Annotated in this window: 18 protein-coding genes; 10 read left to right on the top strand and 8 right to left on the bottom strand. The window is 42.4% G+C overall.

Translation table 11 applies throughout. From position 1 onward, the window contains the following. Positions 1-20: 20 nt before the first annotated feature. On the top strand, positions 21-539 hold the full coding sequence (locus tag BW716_RS23765; RefSeq protein WP_083726717.1) for a Crp/Fnr family transcriptional regulator: 519 nt from the start codon (positions 21-23) through the stop codon (positions 537-539). 141 nt (positions 540-680) lie between these two features. Here the strand turns inward: BW716_RS23765 and BW716_RS23770 are convergent, their stop codons facing one another. The 5 genes from BW716_RS23770 to BW716_RS23790 form a co-directional block, all read right to left on the bottom strand. Further along, positions 681-1,724 carry a zinc-dependent alcohol dehydrogenase family protein gene (locus BW716_RS23770; RefSeq protein ID WP_083726719.1) on the bottom strand — a complete coding sequence of 348 codons (1,044 nt, stop codon included), beginning with the start codon at positions 1,722-1,724 and terminating at the stop codon, positions 681-683. 11 nt (positions 1,725-1,735) lie between these two features. Beyond that, positions 1,736-2,140, bottom strand: coding sequence for a response regulator (locus tag BW716_RS23775; RefSeq protein ID WP_083726721.1), 405 nt, complete (start codon positions 2,138-2,140; stop codon positions 1,736-1,738). A gap of 16 nt (positions 2,141-2,156) precedes the next feature. Continuing rightward, positions 2,157-2,879, bottom strand: coding sequence for a polysaccharide deacetylase family protein (locus BW716_RS23780; protein ID WP_083726723.1), 723 nt, complete (start codon positions 2,877-2,879; stop codon positions 2,157-2,159). Between the two features lie 2 nt (positions 2,880-2,881). Beyond that, positions 2,882-4,918: a site-2 protease family protein gene (locus BW716_RS23785; protein ID WP_179091242.1), complete on the bottom strand. Its 2,037-nt coding sequence runs from the start codon at positions 4,916-4,918 to the stop codon at positions 2,882-2,884. 164 nt (positions 4,919-5,082) lie between these two features. Then, a complete protein-coding gene (locus BW716_RS23790; protein WP_083726727.1) occupies positions 5,083-5,733 on the bottom strand; it encodes a BON domain-containing protein in 651 nt (216 codons plus the stop codon). 494 nt (positions 5,734-6,227) lie between these two features. On the opposite strand from BW716_RS23790, the gene BW716_RS23795 reads away from it, so the two are divergent. From BW716_RS23795 to ppsA, 6 genes are all read left to right on the top strand, one after another. Next, entirely contained in the window at positions 6,228-7,655 is a 1,428-nt protein-coding gene (locus tag BW716_RS23795) for a L,D-transpeptidase family protein (RefSeq protein ID WP_083726729.1), read from the top strand. A 10-nt stretch (positions 7,656-7,665) separates the two neighbouring features. Beyond that, positions 7,666-8,619: a 1-phosphofructokinase family hexose kinase gene (locus BW716_RS23800; RefSeq protein ID WP_083726731.1), complete on the top strand. Its 954-nt coding sequence runs from the start codon at positions 7,666-7,668 to the stop codon at positions 8,617-8,619. A gap of 138 nt (positions 8,620-8,757) precedes the next feature. Continuing rightward, the gene (locus BW716_RS23805; protein WP_083726733.1) at positions 8,758-9,189 is read left to right on the top strand and encodes an Hsp20/alpha crystallin family protein; all 432 of its coding nucleotides are present in this window, start codon (positions 8,758-8,760) and stop codon (positions 9,187-9,189) included. A 59-nt stretch (positions 9,190-9,248) separates the two neighbouring features. Beyond that, the gene (locus tag BW716_RS23810) at positions 9,249-10,079 is read left to right on the top strand and encodes a universal stress protein (protein ID WP_083726735.1); all 831 of its coding nucleotides are present in this window, start codon (positions 9,249-9,251) and stop codon (positions 10,077-10,079) included. A 10-nt stretch (positions 10,080-10,089) separates the two neighbouring features. Next, the gene (locus BW716_RS23815; RefSeq protein ID WP_083726737.1) at positions 10,090-10,929 is read left to right on the top strand and encodes a hypothetical protein; all 840 of its coding nucleotides are present in this window, start codon (positions 10,090-10,092) and stop codon (positions 10,927-10,929) included. Positions 10,930-10,936: 7 nt separating this feature from the next. Further along, positions 10,937-13,300 carry a phosphoenolpyruvate synthase gene (gene ppsA / locus BW716_RS23820; protein WP_083726739.1) on the top strand — a complete coding sequence of 788 codons (2,364 nt, stop codon included), beginning with the start codon at positions 10,937-10,939 and terminating at the stop codon, positions 13,298-13,300. A 356-nt stretch (positions 13,301-13,656) separates the two neighbouring features. Here the strand turns inward: ppsA and BW716_RS23825 are convergent, their stop codons facing one another. Beyond that, the gene (locus tag BW716_RS23825) at positions 13,657-14,631 is read right to left on the bottom strand and encodes a helix-turn-helix domain-containing protein (protein ID WP_321566875.1); all 975 of its coding nucleotides are present in this window, start codon (positions 14,629-14,631) and stop codon (positions 13,657-13,659) included. A 182-nt stretch (positions 14,632-14,813) separates the two neighbouring features. Here BW716_RS23825 and BW716_RS23830 point away from each other — a divergent pair, with 182 nt between their 5' ends. The 3 genes from BW716_RS23830 to BW716_RS23840 all read left to right on the top strand — a co-directional run bounded on the left by BW716_RS23830 (position 14,814) and on the right by BW716_RS23840 (position 17,138). After that, positions 14,814-15,665, top strand: coding sequence for an aldo/keto reductase (locus BW716_RS23830; RefSeq protein WP_083726741.1), 852 nt, complete (start codon positions 14,814-14,816; stop codon positions 15,663-15,665). Positions 15,666-15,867: 202 nt separating this feature from the next. Beyond that, entirely contained in the window at positions 15,868-16,365 is a 498-nt protein-coding gene (locus BW716_RS23835; RefSeq protein ID WP_083726743.1) for a nuclear transport factor 2 family protein, read from the top strand. Between the two features lie 56 nt (positions 16,366-16,421). After that, positions 16,422-17,138 (top strand): ATP/GTP-binding protein, encoded by a 717-nt coding sequence (locus BW716_RS23840; protein ID WP_220388822.1) that lies wholly within the window; start codon positions 16,422-16,424, stop codon positions 17,136-17,138. A gap of 190 nt (positions 17,139-17,328) precedes the next feature. On the opposite strand, the gene BW716_RS23845 is transcribed toward BW716_RS23840, so the two are convergent. Together BW716_RS23845 and BW716_RS23850 are read right to left on the bottom strand one after the other, a co-directional pair. After that, positions 17,329-17,919, bottom strand: coding sequence for an HD domain-containing protein (locus tag BW716_RS23845; RefSeq protein WP_083726747.1), 591 nt, complete (start codon positions 17,917-17,919; stop codon positions 17,329-17,331). 2 nt (positions 17,920-17,921) lie between these two features. Then, complete coding sequence (locus BW716_RS23850; RefSeq protein ID WP_083726748.1) at positions 17,922-18,608, bottom strand: phosphatase PAP2 family protein; 687 nt, start codon at positions 18,606-18,608, stop codon at positions 17,922-17,924. Between the last annotated feature and the right edge of the window lie 405 nt (positions 18,609-19,013).

Genomic DNA, 19,013 nt, shown 5'->3' on the forward strand with positions numbered 1-19,013 from the left:
AATAAGTTTAAACAACTTCTTTGAAAGGATTTGTAAAATCCTTCAGGATTGATGAAGATGGAAAAGAATTTATTACCGGATTATTTAAGGAAGGTGATTTTCTCGGATATATTCCTATACTTGACAAAACCCACTTCAGCGATTCGGCGCAGGCTATTGATCACGTGGTGCTGGCAGTTATCCCGATTAGTGACTTCGAAGAATTGACCAACCTAAATAAACATGCCCAGGAACAGATCATCAGAATGTTGACGCATACCATTGAGGAAAAAGAAGTCCAACTCTTAAGAGTGGCTTACGATTCATTAAGAAAGAGAGCCGCAGATACCCTACTCGCTGTCTTCAATAAGTATAATGTGGCAGGAGATAACAACGTAGGAATAAAATTCAGCAGGGGAAACCTTGCGGCAATCGCCGGTGTGGCAAAAGAATCCTTTGCCCGTACACTAGCAGATTTTCGGGATGAACACCTGATTGACATCAGGAAAGGGGTTATCTATTTGCTCGATATTGGTAAACTGAACCAATTGAGTAATTAAAACATTCATGAAAGAGGGAATTCACCAACTGGGAATGAAAACCATTTTCAGGAAAAGGGACTGTAGTGAACAAGCTCTTTTATGCGGATAGCAGACTTTGTCTGACCGCCTATTATTGAATCCACTTTAATACATTCATTTTTATAGTTCATTGCTAATAATTACCTTCAGTGCTTTTTCTTTTGCAGCATTGCCAAATGTGTTGTACGCAGTTTCTATTTCAGATAATTTAAACCGGTGTGTTATAAATACTCCCGGATCCAATTTATTGCTGGTAACTGTTTTTAGTAGCATTGGCGTGGTATAGGTATCTACCAGCCTGGTAGTAATAGTGATATTCTTTGACCATAAATCTTCCAGCGCCAGGGATACTGACTTACCATGTACACCTATATTGGCAATTTTACCGCCGGGCCGGATGATTTGTGTACACAATTCAAATGTGGCCGGTATTCCCACAGCTTCCATAGCTGTATCTACCCCTTCATAATCAGTAAGGGCCATAATAGCTTTGATCGCATTTTCCTGGCTACTGTTAATTGCATGGGTCGCGCCCATTTGTTTAGCCACTTCCAGACGGTTATTATCAGTGTCAATCATAATGATAATGGCAGGAGAAAAGAACTGCGTTGTGGTAAGCGCTGCCAGTCCTATTGGTCCTGCACCCACTATTGCCACTGTTGTACCCGGTTGTACCTGTCCGTTCAGTACCCCGCATTCATAACCCGTAGGCAGAATATCACTCAACATGACCAGGGACTCTTCATTTGTGCCTGCGGGTATATGGTACAGGCTTGTATCTGCATAAGGTATTCTCACATATTCTGCCTGTGTCCCATCTATCAGGTGCCCCAGTATCCAGCCGCCGTTCCTGCAATGGGAATACATCCCTTTCCTGCAGTATTCACACTTACCACAGGATGTAATACATGAGATCAATACATGGTCTCCTTTTTGGAAATTGCTGACATTACTCCCTGTTTCTTCCACGATCCCTATGCCTTCATGTCCAAGGATGGTACCATGCACGACCTCCTTTACATCTCCCTTTAATATATGCAGGTCTGTACCACAGATGGTTGTTTTTATAACCTTCACGATAGCATCTGTCGATGCAATCAGTCCTGGTTTTTCTTTTTCTTCAAGCATTACCTTGCCGGTGCTCTTGTAAACGAGTGCTTTCATAGCATAATTTTTTATATGATATACCCCAGCATATTGGCAGCTACCTGGCAATATCCTGAGTAGTTATCTGGTTTCTCATAATAATTAGTTGCACCATTGGTGATGCAATCGTTCCTGGTAATATAGTCGCAGGCCGTGCTCCATATGATTTTAGGTATCCCCGGCAGCCGATGATGGTCATTCAGTTTTTTTAATACCTCAGCACCCGAATAATAAGGCATGTTGTAATCAAGAATGATGAGTGAAGGCCTGTCCGAACAGTTATCCATATCTACACGGTTCATGAAATCTCTTCCATTTTTAAATACCTCCATCATGATACCGGGATTTATCTGATGAATTGCGTCTATCAGAATTTCCTGGTCATCTGAATCATCATCGATCAGAAAAACAACCTTGTTAGCTTCTTTTTCCATTGCGGTATATTTTTGTTTAAGGAAGAATAAATGCTTTATCTATTGCTTCTTTCAATTGGACTGCAGTCCATTTACCGGATACCATTATACGCCTGACGGTGAAGTTGGGATCCGTAGATTGCTGATGACTAGCCAGCTGGAAGGCGCCGATATAATTAGCCTGTTTCAGGTCTTTGATAGCCTGTTCATTCCACTCGCCATACGGAAATGCAAAATAGCAGACAGATGTGCCGGTTATTTTTTCTAGAAGTGCTTTGGGTTTTACTATTTGCTCATTTACATTATAGGAGGGATGTAAGGCCAGGTTGGTATGATCCCAGGTATGGCAGGCGATAATATGTCCCTGGTCCGACATGTCCCGGATTTCAGAGGCGGTAAGCCACCCTGTTTTATTCAGGCAGACGGTCATAATGAAAAACACGCCCCTGAAATGGAATTGGTTCAATACTGGTACCGCCAGACTGTAATGTGTTTCATGGCTGTCGTCAAAGGTGATCATAATTGGTTTTGACGGTAAGGGAGCGCCTCCGTTCATGTGGGCATATAACCCGTCGGGGGTAATGGCAGTATATCCGTTATTATACAGATATTGCATTTGTTGCTGAAAATGTTTTTCACTGATATGTAAAAGATCTTCTTTACCATCATCAGCCTTACTGATATTATGATAACAAAGGATAGGTACCTGCTGGTACTGCAGGCAGTATGACAATAATAAGTATATGATCGTATATCCCATTTCTATTGATATTGAATGTAAACAGGTATTGGGTACAATCTGAGAATTTCCTCCGGCTGCATGATGGTCTGCCGGATGGGTGTAATATCATTTTTGTAAAACAGCTTAAAACCAGTATACTGAACTGGTTCTTTCGCAATAAAATATTTATAGGAATCCCTCTTTTTAGCAGGAAAACCAAATCCATCCATATTGATGACTATTTGTACCTGCTCACAGGGATGTATTTCTCTGTAATTGGTAATCATACCTTGTGTGAACCGGTGTACTACCAATATTTTAGGTGGGAGATGGTATTTCAGTACGAGTGTTTTCAGGTAATCGCAGGCAAAATTTATATCTGCTGCGTCGAAAGTGCCAATTTCTGAACTGGGTACGGCATTGTTCTTCATGGAATATTCAGGATCTATTCCCAGGTGAACATCCGGAAGCTGCAGGTATTTTTCCAGTGTAGTCAGCTCTTCTTGTAGGGTGCTATGGCCCACCTGAACATCCAGTATGATGATGGCATTTATCTCTCTCGCCATTTTAATAATACTGTCTATTTGCTGCCCAGGCATCCGGAGCCGGTACTTTTTATCTCTCCCCGGGTTTCTTTGTGCTGTAATCGCAATGTAATGCAGTGCTGGCTGTACCCGAAACAGTGGGTCCGCAAGCTCCCATTTTCCAGCCTCAGCGAGTAACTGGGCTTTCATTTTATCCGGCGGTAATTCTCCCAATATTCCCATCTTCGGAGAGTACAGGTTGCCATAGAATGCAACAATCCTTTTGTATGGAAGTATTGCACCCGGCAGGGGAGCGGTAGGATTATACTTCCATGCCAGGGTAGGCGTGTCATGCAATAATCTCATGGCATGCTGATGGTAACCAGTGGTATCGGAATGACCTTTTTGCTGTACTGAAAATAGTGAAAGCAGCAATGGAAATGTCCAGGCAAGCGCATATGGTTTTTTATGCTTTTCCGTTGCATGTTTAAGTACCGAACTGAGGATGTTATCCCTGCTGACCACCCCGATCAATTTATTGGTTGAAGTAGTAACCGGCAATATCAGATCTGCTTTGTCTGGCAACCGATTCCATATTTCAATTAACTTACTATCCGCCCTCACAGCAGACAGATCAGGGATGACCAGATCCTGCAGGGTTATTTCGTTCCTGTTGGTCAGTAGTCTGTATAAAATTGTTTCTTTGTCCAATATGCCAATGATGTTTCCATTGTCGGTCAATACATAATACCGGTCATTGCCCATGCCAAGGGTATGAAGGATCTCTTCCGGGGTTGCCCGTACATTTAATGTTTTAAAATCCCGGGATATCACATCACCTACATTTTCATCCTTCATCAGAAATGAGATCAGGTAGTTATCCTTTTCCATGCCTGACATTAAAAGCAGGAAGCAGCCATATAGAATGAATAGCAGATTACCTGTCAGCAATCCGGCTATTGTCAGTAGCAAACTGATAGCCCTGCTTATAAAAAGCGAAGTTTTCAAAGCAGTGTATGGCGTAAAGCGAAGTCCCAGTAATCCTTTTAACATTTTTCCCCCGTCAAGAGGTAATGCGGGCAGCAGGTTGATAATTGCCAGTGTAATATTGATGTTATACAGAAAATGGGAAAAGTTGGCGCTATGAATGCTTGTTATAATCGTACCCAATTTCCAGAAAGGCGTGCCCGCCGGAAGAAATGGTATCAATAAGGTTGCAATTGTGATATTGACCAAAGGCCCTGCCATGCTGACTATTATTTCCTGGCGCGGATTTCCTGGCTGGCCGGAAAAGAATGTGATTCCACCAAAGGGGAGCAACTGGATCTTTTTGATAGGGATGTTGTAGTGAAGAGCAGCAAAGGTATGTCCCAGTTCATGCAACAATACACATACAAATACTGCTAACATTTCACTGATAGTCAGTAATACGATGCTGGCGTGTTCTCTGGCTATTAGTTGCATGAGCAATACCCAGGATATCAATAACAGAAATGTCCAATGTAATTCAATCGGAATTCCTCTGATGAAAAATATTTTAAGTGAATTTTTCATACGAAACTTTTTATCCTGATTATAAAGGAATCGAATTCGTGCATTCACCCGGATCATTAAAGCCTATTATCGGAAAAAAAGGGCCAGTCCGTGAAACGGTGTCGGACTGGCCTGTAGATGTATTGGGCTCTTGATCAGGGTTTTCTTGTCACCGGTACAAGGATTTATGAGATGGTCAGTTCATCATGAACAGTTGTAACACCAGGTGTTGACCATACTGCTCTTTCTACCTCCGCCCGTTCAAGCCATGAATGTACATTACCTGTCAGTTTGATATCGCTGCCTGTAGTCATTACATTTATTTTGTCTGCTTCAAGGTTGGCGATCCGCTGCAAGGCTTTCCGTATATTGTTATTAATAATTTTGCTGCCAGGTCGTGGTTTTACGTGAATAAGGTTTGTAATCCCTTTTATTCCCTGAAGATCTTTTATCGCACTCGTTACAGAATCTTTCTGATATTGCCATTCCACTTCACCTTCCACAGATATATATCCGTTTTCTACCTGTATCATCAATTTTTCGTCAGGAATAATATTGGACCATTTCAGCGCATCGAACGCAGCTTTTGCTATTTCGGCGTCTGTTCTGAGATGTTTTCCCGGCAATTTAATGTCAATATTTACAGCTACAGCTATAACTTCTTTTACTCTTTTGGCGGCACTTTCTGCGGCTATTTTTTTGCTGAAACTATCAACGATCCCAGTCAGCGTCACCACACCATCCTTTACTATAACCCCTATTTCCGGTACGTTGAGTAAAGGATCCCACATCAGTTCATCCTGCACATCCTGTTGTAATTCGTAGTCTGTTTTCATGATTAAGGTTTTTGAGGTAAATAATTGGGATTAGATAGTTGTTGTAAAGAAAGATAGCAATTACGGTTACTACCTTTCTTTCGCTGTTCATTTTATCGGTTATGAAAAAAGCACATCGTTGCTTGCACTAAAGGATTGTAACAAATTATATAGATTCTGCAATCGTAACCGTGGAATTCATTTTGTTTTCGAACTGAAAGGTAGTTTTCTATCTCTATTAAAATCAATGATTTTTGTCATGTTTTTCATTGATATTGCAACCTTCTCTTGCATCAAAGTCAGACTTCTGTATGATCAGTATCATTTTTGTTGGCGCTGGTTATTGCGAATTTTATGTTGTTCCCCAATTATTCCTCTGATATTTCAAAAGCCATGAGAAAAGTATGGCGCACATTATTCTAATAGAGCATATGAATTGGCAAAAAGGATAAATGAAAAGATACTATTGATCGGAGTATTCCTGGCAGGATTATATCGCACATAATATTTTAGATATGAAATATTGGTTTTTGACAATAATATTTTTATCACTGGCGATATCGACAGCCACTGGCCAACATATCGGATGGTTATCGGATACTGTGAACCTGCGCATACTTGTCAGCTTCTTCTCACAGGCCTCTCTGTCAGGCCTTAATGAAAAAGACTATGCTTATAAAACGGTGCAGCAGCTTACATCCGGGATAAAAATTGTCGATACTGCCAGTATTGATAAAGAACTGACAAATGCTGCAATCAGTTATTTTTCTGATATCGTTTATGGTAATCAGGAAGTGCGTGTGCCTTATAATGGAATTAACTATTACCCCGCTTGTTTGAATATCCGCGACAGCATATTGACTGCTATGGCAGAAGATCAGTTTGCCACCTTGCCTGCCAGGTTGGAACCGCACAATGTAATGTACATGGAGTTGAAAGAAAAGATAGCTGTGCTGGAAAACCGTAAGAAATTTATATTCTCTCCAGTCACCAGTGATAAGCTGGATACCACTAATCATCCCCTTATCGAAAAGTTATTTCAACTGGGTATTACAGATACCCCTGATTATACCATTCACGAAGATACACTCAGGAATAAACTGAGGTTAGCACAAGGTATGTTTGAAATGCTGGAAGATGGCACACTTCGCCCGGGCATCCTGGAAGAACTAAATATATCCGTAGAAAAAAGACTATATGAACTAAAACATGCTTTAAATACCTGGCGCTGGCTGGATTGTATTCAACAGGAACAACCTGTGATCATCGTTAATATTCCGGCGGCGAATCTTTTTTATATATGTAAAGATTCAGTTTTGTTCTACACCCGCTGTATTGTGGGCAAAGCTGCTACGCCCAGTATACCACTAGCCAGCAGCGTACATGAGGTAATATTATTCCCATATTGGAATGTACCGCGTAGCATCGCTGTAAACGAATTATTACCTGCCATTCAATCTGCTCCGCTGGACTATCTGGACTACGGTAATTATCAGGTGCTGGACAAAGCCGGTAAGGTATTAGATCCGTCCACTATCAAATGGCAGCAGCTGAACAGCAGGAATTTTCCATATACACTAAGGCAGCTATTTGGATGTGATAATTCTCTGGGTATCATCAAACTCAATTTTTTCAGCCCTTACAGCACGTATCTGCATGATACGCCCAATAAAAGCTACTTCATGTTCAACAGCCGGTATTTCAGTCATGGGTGTATACGGGTAGAAGATGTCGATTCGCTGGCAGAAATGCTGGAACCTGCATTGCACCCATTTCTGGCCAATGCTGCGACTAAGGTATGTGATTTAGCGTCAGATAGCGGACAGCTGATCTTTCCCCTGAAACATAAAATTCCACTATTTATTCTATATGAAGTAGCCTGGCCAGATGGAAAAGGGAAAATCTGTTTTTATGACGACGTATATAATAAAATAAAACTTTAAACCCAGTGTTATGAACCGTATCATCACCTTCACTTTTAATCCGGCAATTGACAAAAGTACTACTATCAACCACCTGGTGCCTGAAAAGAAACTGGCCTGTTCACCTCCTGTATTTGAGCCGGGTGGCGGAGGTATAAATGTTGCCAGGGCTATCAGGAACCTGGGTGGTCATGCTACCGCCGTTTATCTTTCCGGTGGGTATACCGGCCGTTTTTTTTCTTCTTTGATTGAAAAGGAACACCTGGATGCTATCAATGTTACCATCAGTGGCAAAACGAGGGAGAACCTGGTGGTAATGGATGTGTCTACTAATCAGCAATATCGTTTTGGCATGCCAGGGCCCACTGTCAGTGAAAAAGAATGGCAGCCCTGTCTTGAAATAATAGGTAAATGTGCAGCAGATGATTTTATTGTGGTAAGTGGTAGTTTACCACCTGGTATGCCTCCCGAAGTAATGGGAGAGATCGCTGCTATCGTAAAAAAAAGAAGAGCCAGGCTTGTGGTAGATATATCTGGTGAAGCCCTCGCCTGTGCGCTAAAAGAAGGAGTGTATCTTATCAAACCCAATCTCACAGAATTAGAATTATTAATTGGCAATTCACACTTATCTGAGCAGGATGTATACCAGGAATCCAGGCAAATCATAAACAGAGGACAGAGCGCGGCTGTAGTCGTATCGCTGGGTGCTGCCGGTGCTATACTGGTTACAAAAGATGAGCAGGTCATGATCCCTGCTCCACTCGTGAAATCTGTCAGTACCGTGGGGGCTGGTGATGCGATGCTTGCCGGTATTGTATATAAGCTTTCAAAAGGTGCGGGATTTTTAGGTGCAATACGTTATGGCATTGCCTGTGGAGCCGCCGCCACCCTGCATCCCGGAACCGCCTTGTGCCAGCCGGAAGATGTAGAGAAATTATTTCAGCAGGTATTGAACAATGCCACGGTAACAATGGCTGCATGGTGATGAGAATCAATGTTTCGGATACTCCAGATCATTGTTTTCAGTATTAAATAAGATGTAAATTCATATTGTAAACGACCCTGAAATTTTCGAAAATATAATCCCAATATTCTTCACAATTTTTAAAACAAGGAGGTAACTATGTCTAAAGAATTAACTAAGGCAACTTCCATTCTGCCATCTGCATTCGATGATTATTTTAAACCCTGGAAAGATTTATTTGATTTTAATGGCGGCAAAACATATACTGCTACCGTTCCTGCTGTAAATATTACAGAAGAAAAAGATCAGTTTAAGCTGACTGTGGCTGCCCCAGGTATGGATAAGGATGACTTTAGGATCGATATTGATAATGATGTGCTGACGATCAGTGCTGAAACAGAAGAAACTGAAGAAACCCCTACCAGGCAGGAATACAACTACAGTAGCTTCTCCCGGAGCTTCAGACTGCCTGTCAGTGTAGTTAAAGATAAAGTGGAAGCAAAATATAAAGATGGTATACTGAAATTATACCTGCCAAAGACTGAAGAAGCCAGGAAGGCAAATGGTACAAAACACGTAGTGATTCAGTAATGAATTCATGGTGTCAGCCCTTTAATGGGCTGACACCTTTATCTGAAAACCTCATTGTTATGAAAAAGATATTGTATGTAACAGATGCACTCGACCTGCATCTTGATAACCTGGATTTTGCAGGTTATATCTGTGAGTTGGCCCAATCGAAGCTCCTCGCTGTTTTTCTTGAAAACGATGAATCAGAAATGCGTACGGACAGTATGATCAGAACTGCCGCCGTTAATGCTGGTCTGAATGTAACTGAAGAACCTTTGTCCCTCAAACAACATACCTGTGATACAAATATTCAACGTTTCAAAACCGCCTGCGAAAGCAAAGGCATTGATTGTGTTGTGCACCGGGACCGTGGTAACCCGTTATCCGAACTGATCCTGGAAAGCCGGTATGCCGATCTTTTGCTTCTGAATGTAAGTACTACATTCAGCCCAAATAACGAAGGCACACCCACCGATTTTGTGAAGGATGTCATGAGCAATGCTGAATGCCCTGTTATGCTCATGCCGGCAAGTTTTAACGGCATCGGGGAAATCGTATTCACCTACGATGGCAAACCATCTTCTATTCACGCTATTAAACAATTTACCTACCTCTTTCCACAACTCAATGAACTCAAGACAGTCGTGGTCAGCGTGAACCCCGAAGAAGTAAGTCCTGAAGAACGCTACAAATTCAGGGAATGGATGCATGCTCATTACAATTACCTGGACTTTCTCTCTTCTGAAGGAAATGTAAAAATGGGGCTCGTGGAATTATTGTTTGACAGGGATAAATCTATCGTAGTAATGGGCGCTTATGGGCGGAGTATGATTTCAAATTTCCTTAGTCCCAGTCATGCTAACCCGGTTATTAAAGTGATTAGCCAGGCGGTGTTTATTGCTCACAATTGAATCGTTGGTTATGAAAAAGATTCTGGCTGTTTTTGATGGCTTAAAGTTCTCAGACAGCACCCTGCAATATGCTGTGAAAATGGGCATTCAACACAATGCCATGATTACAGGTGTTTTCCTGGAAGATATGACGTATTCAAGCCGTGGAATCTACCAGTTGTACAGTGAAAAAGAATATGCCGTGGATAATGTTAAACATCTTGTAGAAGAAGACCGGCATGAGCGGGATGCCGCTGTAGACCGGTTTGAAAATGCCTGTAAAGACGCAAGTATAGCATACATGGTTCACCGGGACAAACAACTGGCTGTCCGCGATCTGCTAAAGGAAAGCCGTTATGCAGATCTGTTGCTCCTTGATGCCAGCGAATCTATGAACAGGTATACAGAAGAATCGCCTACTCACTTTGTACGGGAAATTCTGGAAGGTACCAGGTGCCCGGTTTTATTATTGCCCAGGCATTTTACAGATATCAGGAGAGTATTCTGGTTGCATGATGGTTCACCTGTTTCCATATATGCGTTCAAAATGTTTAATTATCTCCTGCCTGTACTGAATGTATTGCCTATGGAGATAATCACCGCACATTTTCCCGGTAGGGAGGATGAAACGGTAAACAGTGTGCTGTTTAAAGAACTGGTGTCCCTACATACTCCACATGCCGGTTTCATTTCTCTTATAGGGCAGCCGGATGTAGAAATACCCCTGTTCCTCCGAAAACAGGATAAGGAATCTTTGTTGATCTTAGGCGCTTATCAGCGCAATGTATTCTCCATGCTTTTTAAACCAAGTATGGCAGATGTACTGGTAAGGGAACATCAGTGGCCTCTTTTTATCGCTCACGATAAATAGCAAAGAGATGGAAAGCTTTATCATGCATTTTTCAGGTATCGGATTAAAAAACGTACCGGATGTGGGAGGTAAAAATGCCTCACTGGGAGAATTATACAATTCATTTCACCAGGAAGGTATCAACGTACCGGATGGTTTTGCTACCAATGCTTTTGCATTCTGGTCCTTTCTCGATTATAATAATTTGTGGGAACCCCTGCAGCAACTGATGATGGAGCTGGACAGAGAGAATTGGACCAACCTGGCAGAAAAAGGTGAGGCGGCAAGAAAAATGATCCTGAAAGCTAACCTCCCGGAAGAAGTAATTCTTGAAATTTTGGGTGCATACCGTCTTCTATGTGGTAATGATAATAAAGCGGTGGCAGTAAGAAGCAGTGCTACCGCTGAAGATCTTCCCAATGCCAGTTTTGCAGGGCAGCATGACTCATTCTTAAATATCAGGGGAGAAGATGCTCTTATCAGTGCAATTATAAAGTGTTATGCTTCCCTGTATACTGACAGAGCTATCAAATATCGGGAAGATAATGGTTTTAAACATGAAAAGGTGGCATTGTCTGTGGGCATACAGCTTATGGTCAGGTCAGATCTGGCTGCATCCGGTGTTTGCTTTACGCTGGATCCGGATTCTGGTTTCAGAGATCTCGTATTAATAAATGGTATATGGGGGTTGGGTGAAAACATTGTACAGGGTGCTGTGGTGCCCGATGAATACGTTGTATTCAAACCCACGCATGCTATCATCCGGAAGAGTATCGGTAGCAAAGATAAGATGCTTTGCTTTGCAGAAAATGGCGGATCACTGGAAAATGTGCCAGTGTCTACAGCCCGGCAGCAGGAAATGGTGCTCTCTGACAAGGAAATAGCACAACTGGCCGACTGGGCTATCAAAATAGAACAACATTACGGCCGGCCAATGGATATAGAGTGGGCAAAAGATGGTATCGACGAACAGCTATATATTGTACAGGCACGTCCGGAAACTGTCCACTCACGAAAAAAGAAAAGGTATTTGTCTGCCTGGCACCTCGAAAAGAAAGGAAACGTCATGGCCCGGGGATTCGCCATTGGCAATAAAGTTGTCGCTGGTAAAGCGCGTATATTATCTTCCCCTGCTGACGCGTGGCAGATAAAAACAGGCGATATCGTAGTAACCAATACCACCAGTCCTGACTGGGATCCTGTTTTTAAGAAAGCAGGCGCCCTGATCACCAACACCGGCGGGCGCACCAGTCACGCTGCCATTGTAGCCCGCGAAACCGGTATTGCTGCCATCGTAGGATGCAAAGATGCTACTACTACCATCCGGGAGGGGCAAGACATTACTGTGTCCTGTTGCGAAGGAGATACAGGATTTGTTTATGAAGGTATCCTGCCATTCCATGAAGAAAAAAAGGACCTTGAGAGCATATCCATTCCGGAAGGTGTATTGCCTATGCTTATTATCAGCGATCCGGCACAGGCGTTCAGGTTATCCTTTTATCCAAATGCCGGTGTAGGATTGCTGCGGATGGAATTTATTATCGCATCCTTTATAGGAGTACATCCTATGGCACTGGTTAAGTTTAATGAATTGAAAGACCAGGCAGCCCGCGAAAAGATCGAACTACTCACTGCCGCCTATCCGGATAAAACTTCCTATTTTATAGATCGCCTGTCACAGGGAATTGCCACGATTGCAGCGGCCTTTTACCCCAAGCAGGTCATCGTGCGTATGAGTGATTTTAAAACAAATGAATATGCTGCACTGTTGGGCGGGAAACAGTTTGAGCCGGTAGAACCTAATCCTATGCTCGGATTCAGGGGCGCATCCAGGTATTGTCATGATCTATATAAAGATGGCTTCAAACTTGAGTGTGCTGCCATCAGAAAAGTAAGAGACGAGATGGGCTTAACAAATGTAAAGGTGATGATCCCATTCTGCCGTACGGTGGAAGAAGGAGAGAAGGTGCTGGATTATATGGGTGAATTAGGCCTTAAGAGAGGGCAAAACGGGCTAGAAGTATATGTGATGATAGAAATACCTTCCAATGTAATTATGGCTGAAAAACTGGCCGCTATATTCGATGGTTTCTCCATAGGGTCCAACGACCTTACGCAACTTGTATTGGGAATAGACAGGGATGCCACTCTGATAGCAGACCTGTTCAATGAAAAGGACCCCGCTGTATTGAAAATGATTGGAGAAACTATACGGAAAGCGCACGAAAAAATAGTACCTGTTGGTTTTTGTGGTCAGGCTGCCAGCGACTTCCCCGAAATAGCCCTGTTCCTGGTAAGGAATGGTATCACGAGCATTTCATACATGCCGGATGCTATTTTGAAAGGAATTGAGCAGATTAATCTGGCTCTTATTCCGGAACAAATGTTATGATGTAACAAGTTCCCATTTCGCTCGTTTTTTATAAGGCTGTTTCAATCTCACCATTGAAACAGCCTTTGATATTCCGATTTTATTTACTTTTTATCTTTGCATACAAACCTGCCATTTTCATTTCTGACAGGCTTTCGGGATGATAAAGAGAATTTTCCGGAGGGAAAAAATGCCCTTCGGGTCTTCCCGTCAATTTCACGATAAGTGATAATATCATATTTTCCCTCCCTGATAAGATCCTTTGCAGCAGCGAAGATCAATAAATGTGGGACGTTTGTTGTATTTATAGCTGAACACCCGGGCGCGGCCTGGCTTGTTAACTTTTAATATTAGGCCAATGGTAGTGAACTGCATTGTTAATTGGCAGCCCGGAACTCCTGTGGAGTACAGCCAATCTTTTGTTTAAATAAACGTGTGAAGTGTGCCTGGTACTTAAAACCCAATTCAGCTGCCACCTGACTAAGCGATTTGCTTGGGTCAAAGATCTTTTCTTTGGCCACCGCTATGATTTTTGACTGAATATAGTCCTGTGCTGATCTGCCGGTTTCCTTTTTCACCAGGTCACCAAAGTAGTTTGGAGAGAGGTTTAACTCACCGGCGAAGTAGGCTACCGATGGTAGTCCGATGGTAAATGTTTTATCTGAAATAAAATAGTCGTTCAGTATTTGTTCAAATTGGGATAGTATTCCCCTGTGTACGTGTTCGCGGGTAATGAACTGCCGTTCATAAAAACGGGTGCAATATTCAAGGAATAATTCAATATTAGAGGCTATGAGTTTTTTACTGTGGTTATCAATTGGGCGTTGTAGTTCGTATTCAATTTTGGCAAAACAGTCCAGCACGATCTGTCGTTCTTTTTCAGACAGGTGTAGTGCCTCTCTGGTCTGGTAGCCAAAGAAGCCGTAATCATTGATATGTTTACCAAGGATTGTGCCCAGTAAGAAGTCGGAATGAAATACCAATGCATTGCCTTTGGGTTGGTAGGTTTCCCCATTGCTATTGATGCCAGCTACTTGTCCCGGCGCCAGGAATACCAACGTTCCCTCCTGATAATCGTAGGTATGACGTCCATACACCATGTCCCCGCATTTCAAATCCTTGAGAAAGACGGTATAGAATCCAAAGTACATACACCTTCCCTGCCGTGGACTGGCTTTGGAAAGGTCCACCACACTTACGAGCGGATGCAGGGTTTCATTGTTGTTAAAGGCATTGTATTCGCCAATTGTATTAAATCGCAACATATTGTCCATAATACCACTGTTGTTCTTCTCTAAAATTACGGCATATTTTAACCATTTGTTGTTGTCGGGTGCCTGATCTGTAATCAAGGTAAAAAGTGCAGTAATTCAGGTAAGTATCCAGACCCCAATAAGCGTGACATTTGTTTGGCGATGTAGTTAGGTGGAGGTAGCGGACTTTACAGCTGAGTTTATAAGATAGGTTCAGATTGATCAAAGAGGCAGAAAATCCCGGAATAGCTTATAAGTTCAACACAAAATAAAAATAGTATATGCAGAAGATGATTCTAAATAATGGTGTAGAAATGCCCGTGCTGGGCTTTGGCGTATTTCAGGTAACTGATATGGCAGAGTGTGAAAGGAGTGTAATGGATGCCATCGCCACCGGCTACCGGTTAATTGATACAGCGGCCTCTTATGGCAATGAAGAAGCAGTAGGCCGCGCGATTAAAAAGTGTGGTGTAGCCCGCGATCAGCTTTTTATTACGACCAAACTTTGGATCCAGTCAAATGGATATGAAGATACTAAAAAGGCATTTGAAGAATCGCTTAAACGCCTGCAACTTGATTACCTGGATTTGTACCTGATCCACCAGCCTTACGGAGATGTGTATGGTGAATGGCGTGCTATGCAGGACCTCTATAGGGAAGGCCGGGTAAGAGCAATCGGTGTTAGCAATTTTTATACTGACCGGTTAATTGACCTGATTATTCATAACGATATAGTACCAGCGGTTAATCAGGTAGAAACGCATCCTTTCCATCAGCAAAATGAAGCGCAGGGATTCATGGCAGAACAAAATGTAAAAATCGAATCCTGGGGGCCGTTTGCAGAAGGCAAGAATAATATCTTCAAAAATGAACTTCTGGCTTCCATTGGTGCAAAATATAATAAATCCGTAGCACAGGTGATACTGCGCTGGCTAACGCAGCGGGGGGTAGTGGCTATACCAAAGTCTGTACGTAAAGAACGCATGGAAGAGAATTTTAGCATTTTCGATTTTGAACTGAGTACGGCTGATTTAGATGCTATCAAGACGTTGGATACTACTACCTCTGCATTTTTTGATCATCGCGATCCGGCAATGGTGAAGTGGCTGGGGAACAGAAAGCTCAATGATTAATGATCAGAACTATGAGGGCCTGAACAGGGCATTTATGATCGGTATACAACATGCTATTAGGCTTATATGCTGACGATCACATTGATGAATGGATGATATTAAAGAACCTCATAGATTAGTTTGTTAATTATGCCTGCCATGTCGGGAGATGATATTTTAATTCTGCTTTGTTATAACCAATAAACCTTTAATTGATAAGACTATGAAAAAACGATTGATCCTTTTCGTTTTACTTGTTTCGGGTTTCCAACTGTGCCGCGCTCAGGCCAATCTGCCTGGCGATTCAGCAACACCCGGCAAACAGGAACAGGAGATCCTTGATCTGTCAAAAGCCAAATGGACATGGATGGCAGATAAGAATGTGGATGCACTTAACAACCTGTTTACGGACAAGTGTGTTTTTGTGCACATGGGTGGAAGCTGGGGCAAAACGCAGGAGCTAAATACTATTAAGGGCGGCATGATATGGTATAAGAAGGCTGCGGTGTATGGAGCGGCAGTTAATATTTTCGGCAACAATGCTATTTTGTTAAACGATATTGATCTTATTGCTGTAGTGGGTGGTAACGAAGTGGTTCACTCCTTTATGGTGACTGAAGTGTACCTTAAAGAAGATGGTAAATGGAAGATGGGTTCTCTTACTTTTTCTCAACTGCTCAGGCCTGTTAAAATGCCTGATGCAATTAATCAGCAACATTAAAATTACAATTATAATGAATCGTCGCAGCCTTTTAAAAACTGGTTTAACGATAGCTGGTGGCTCACTGCTGGCTTCGGGGAGCAACGCAAGAGAACTGGCGCTTTCTGCAGGTGGAGGATCCTCAAAAGCGGAACCATCAAAGGCCGGATTACATGGGCACTGATGGAAGGATCATTACTAAAGAGTGGTTAACAGGACTTAATTCGAACATGGGGTCTGCGTTGTTCAAAGGACTATTCTATACTACTGCCCCTTCAGGGATTGCGGTTGTTGATGTTGAAAAGGCAGCTGTGATTAAACAGATCCTTATCGATAGTATAGGAAGGCTCAATGATGTAGCTGTAGATAGCAGGGGAGTGGTGTATGTGAGTGATACCAGGACGGGCAAGGTGTATCGTGTTGAGAATGAAAAAGCTATTTTGTACCTGGAAAATATGTCTGGCGCTAACGGTTTGCTGACTGTTAATGATGATCTGTATGTGATAACTACAAATACATTGTATAAGGTGAATGCTAATAAGAAGGTGACAAAAGTTGCTGATGGTTTTGAAAACGGTCTTGATGGTATTGTTATGGTTAGTCCGAATGAATTTATTGTCAGCAACTACACGGGGATCTTATACTATGTGAAGGCCGATGGTAGCAAGGAAGTGCTGTTGGATACCCGGGCAGATCGTTTGATGGCTAATGATATTAGCTATGACAGCAAAACAAAAACACTTTATGTTCCGGTATTTAACAGGAACCGCATTATTGCTTACCAGGTAAAATAAGCAGGGGTATGAGAAGGGTGTGGTTCCTGAGCAGATTCAGGTAAGTGTTCACATCGTGTTTGGCAGATACTGTATCCAACATAAAGTGAAGTTTTCTGCTATATTCGGCCATTTTGTTCCGCATCTGACCACAGCACAGTTTCGTCTGTCACCACCTCCGCAGATAGAATGTCACGGTACTACACAAGAATCATCCACCTATTAATTCATTTAGCCGCTTTACATTTTCTCTTTTCCCTTCAGACAAATGTTGGATACAATAAGAAGTGAAAAATATATGCTGCTCCATAAACCTGAGACTTAAAGCTGGTTTATTATCAAATGTTTTCCCTTTTCTTGCTTCGACCTCCTGCCATACTTTATGGTCCTCCCCGAAAAAATCTGTTGTGCCAAGGTGCCAGGTGTCTGCATCACAGATAATCATTTCCAGTAAATTGTCAGGGTGCACCGGCATTTTGGTAGCCATGATGCATTGACGGATATGGTTTAAATAAATTTTAGAGATTGTATCGCCCAGATATTTTTCCATGAGGGTCGCACTACGGGCTTCATGACCTTCGATCTCTCCGAATAGATGCCCTGTGTCATGAAACCATGCGGCTGCCATAATAATGAAATGACTGTGTGGTTTCAGGTCGTAATATTCCGACAATCTAGCTGTATACCTCACCACATTCTCCGTATGGGAGAGATTGTGGTAAACCAGGTAAGGATGCATATGGATGGCAAATAGATTGCGTACGTGGGCCTCTATTTTCACCAGCAATGATGCGTATGGCATTATTATGGATTTTCAAGATTAATAGCCTGAGTGCGCTTACCCCATTTATATTGATGGGTCCAATATGCCACTTTCATAGAAAGAATTCCAATACCGGCACCCAGCAATACATCAGAAATGTAATGGCGGTTATTCGCCATTCTAAGCATGCCTACGCCACTGGCTAATCCATAGGCAGCATAGGGCATCCAGTGAAACCGGTCTTTGTATTCTTCACAGAGCAGGGTGGCAGCGGCAAATGCCTGTGCGGTATGTCCGGAAGGGAAGGAGTTATATGTAGAGCCATCCGGGCGAAGCTGATGTGTGTATTTTTTCAGTACATAGACAGATCCCAGCATGAGCAGTTCGCCTTTCATGAGGATGGCAGATCGGTTCAGCAGGTCTGTTTTTGATTTTACTCCCGCAGCATCCAGCCCATAAGCGATGACCAGTGGTGCAAACTGAAGGTAATTGTCTATACTGGTATGGAACTTTGGCATCATTTCATTCCTTTCCTCTACTACTTCCTTTTTGAATGCCTCGTTGCCATTGCCGTTAGAGGCGAGTCCTAAAACAGCCAATGTTAAAGGCAGACTGAGCTGCCGGACTGTAAATGCCGGATAAGGACGAACAATGATGCTATCCCTTGTCTGGGCATGTAATAATGAGATATAGCAGGTACAAAAATAAAATAGGAGCCACTTTTTCATATGCTACTTAGTTGAAGTACAAAATTGAACCCCAATTTGGTAGAAATTCTGGATTGGGCTTCCAACATTTCTGCAAAATCACCAGGTAGCTTGCTGCCTGTGAAATACATGAAATCGGTGTGATAGTAAGCATGGTAGCTGTTTTTGGGGTGAGTCTGGCGCTGCTGGTATCCGGAAATGGATTGAAGCAGGTTAATATAGAAATGTTAAAGTTTATCAACTTACAGCGGATTAGAGGGCTGGATCCTCTCTTTATAGCTTATTACCAATAGCGTTTCCTACAAGGGATTACTTTATTTGTTTCAATATCCATCATCCCGGCCGGTCCGCTAATGCCAGTAGTAATAACGGCAAACCCGTAATAAAGCCTCCAATTACAGTAACCGATAATGATGACAATAATCG

This window comes from [Flexibacter] sp. ATCC 35208, from assembly GCF_001975825.1.
Lineage (GTDB): Bacteria > Bacteroidota > Bacteroidia > Chitinophagales > Chitinophagaceae > Chitinophaga.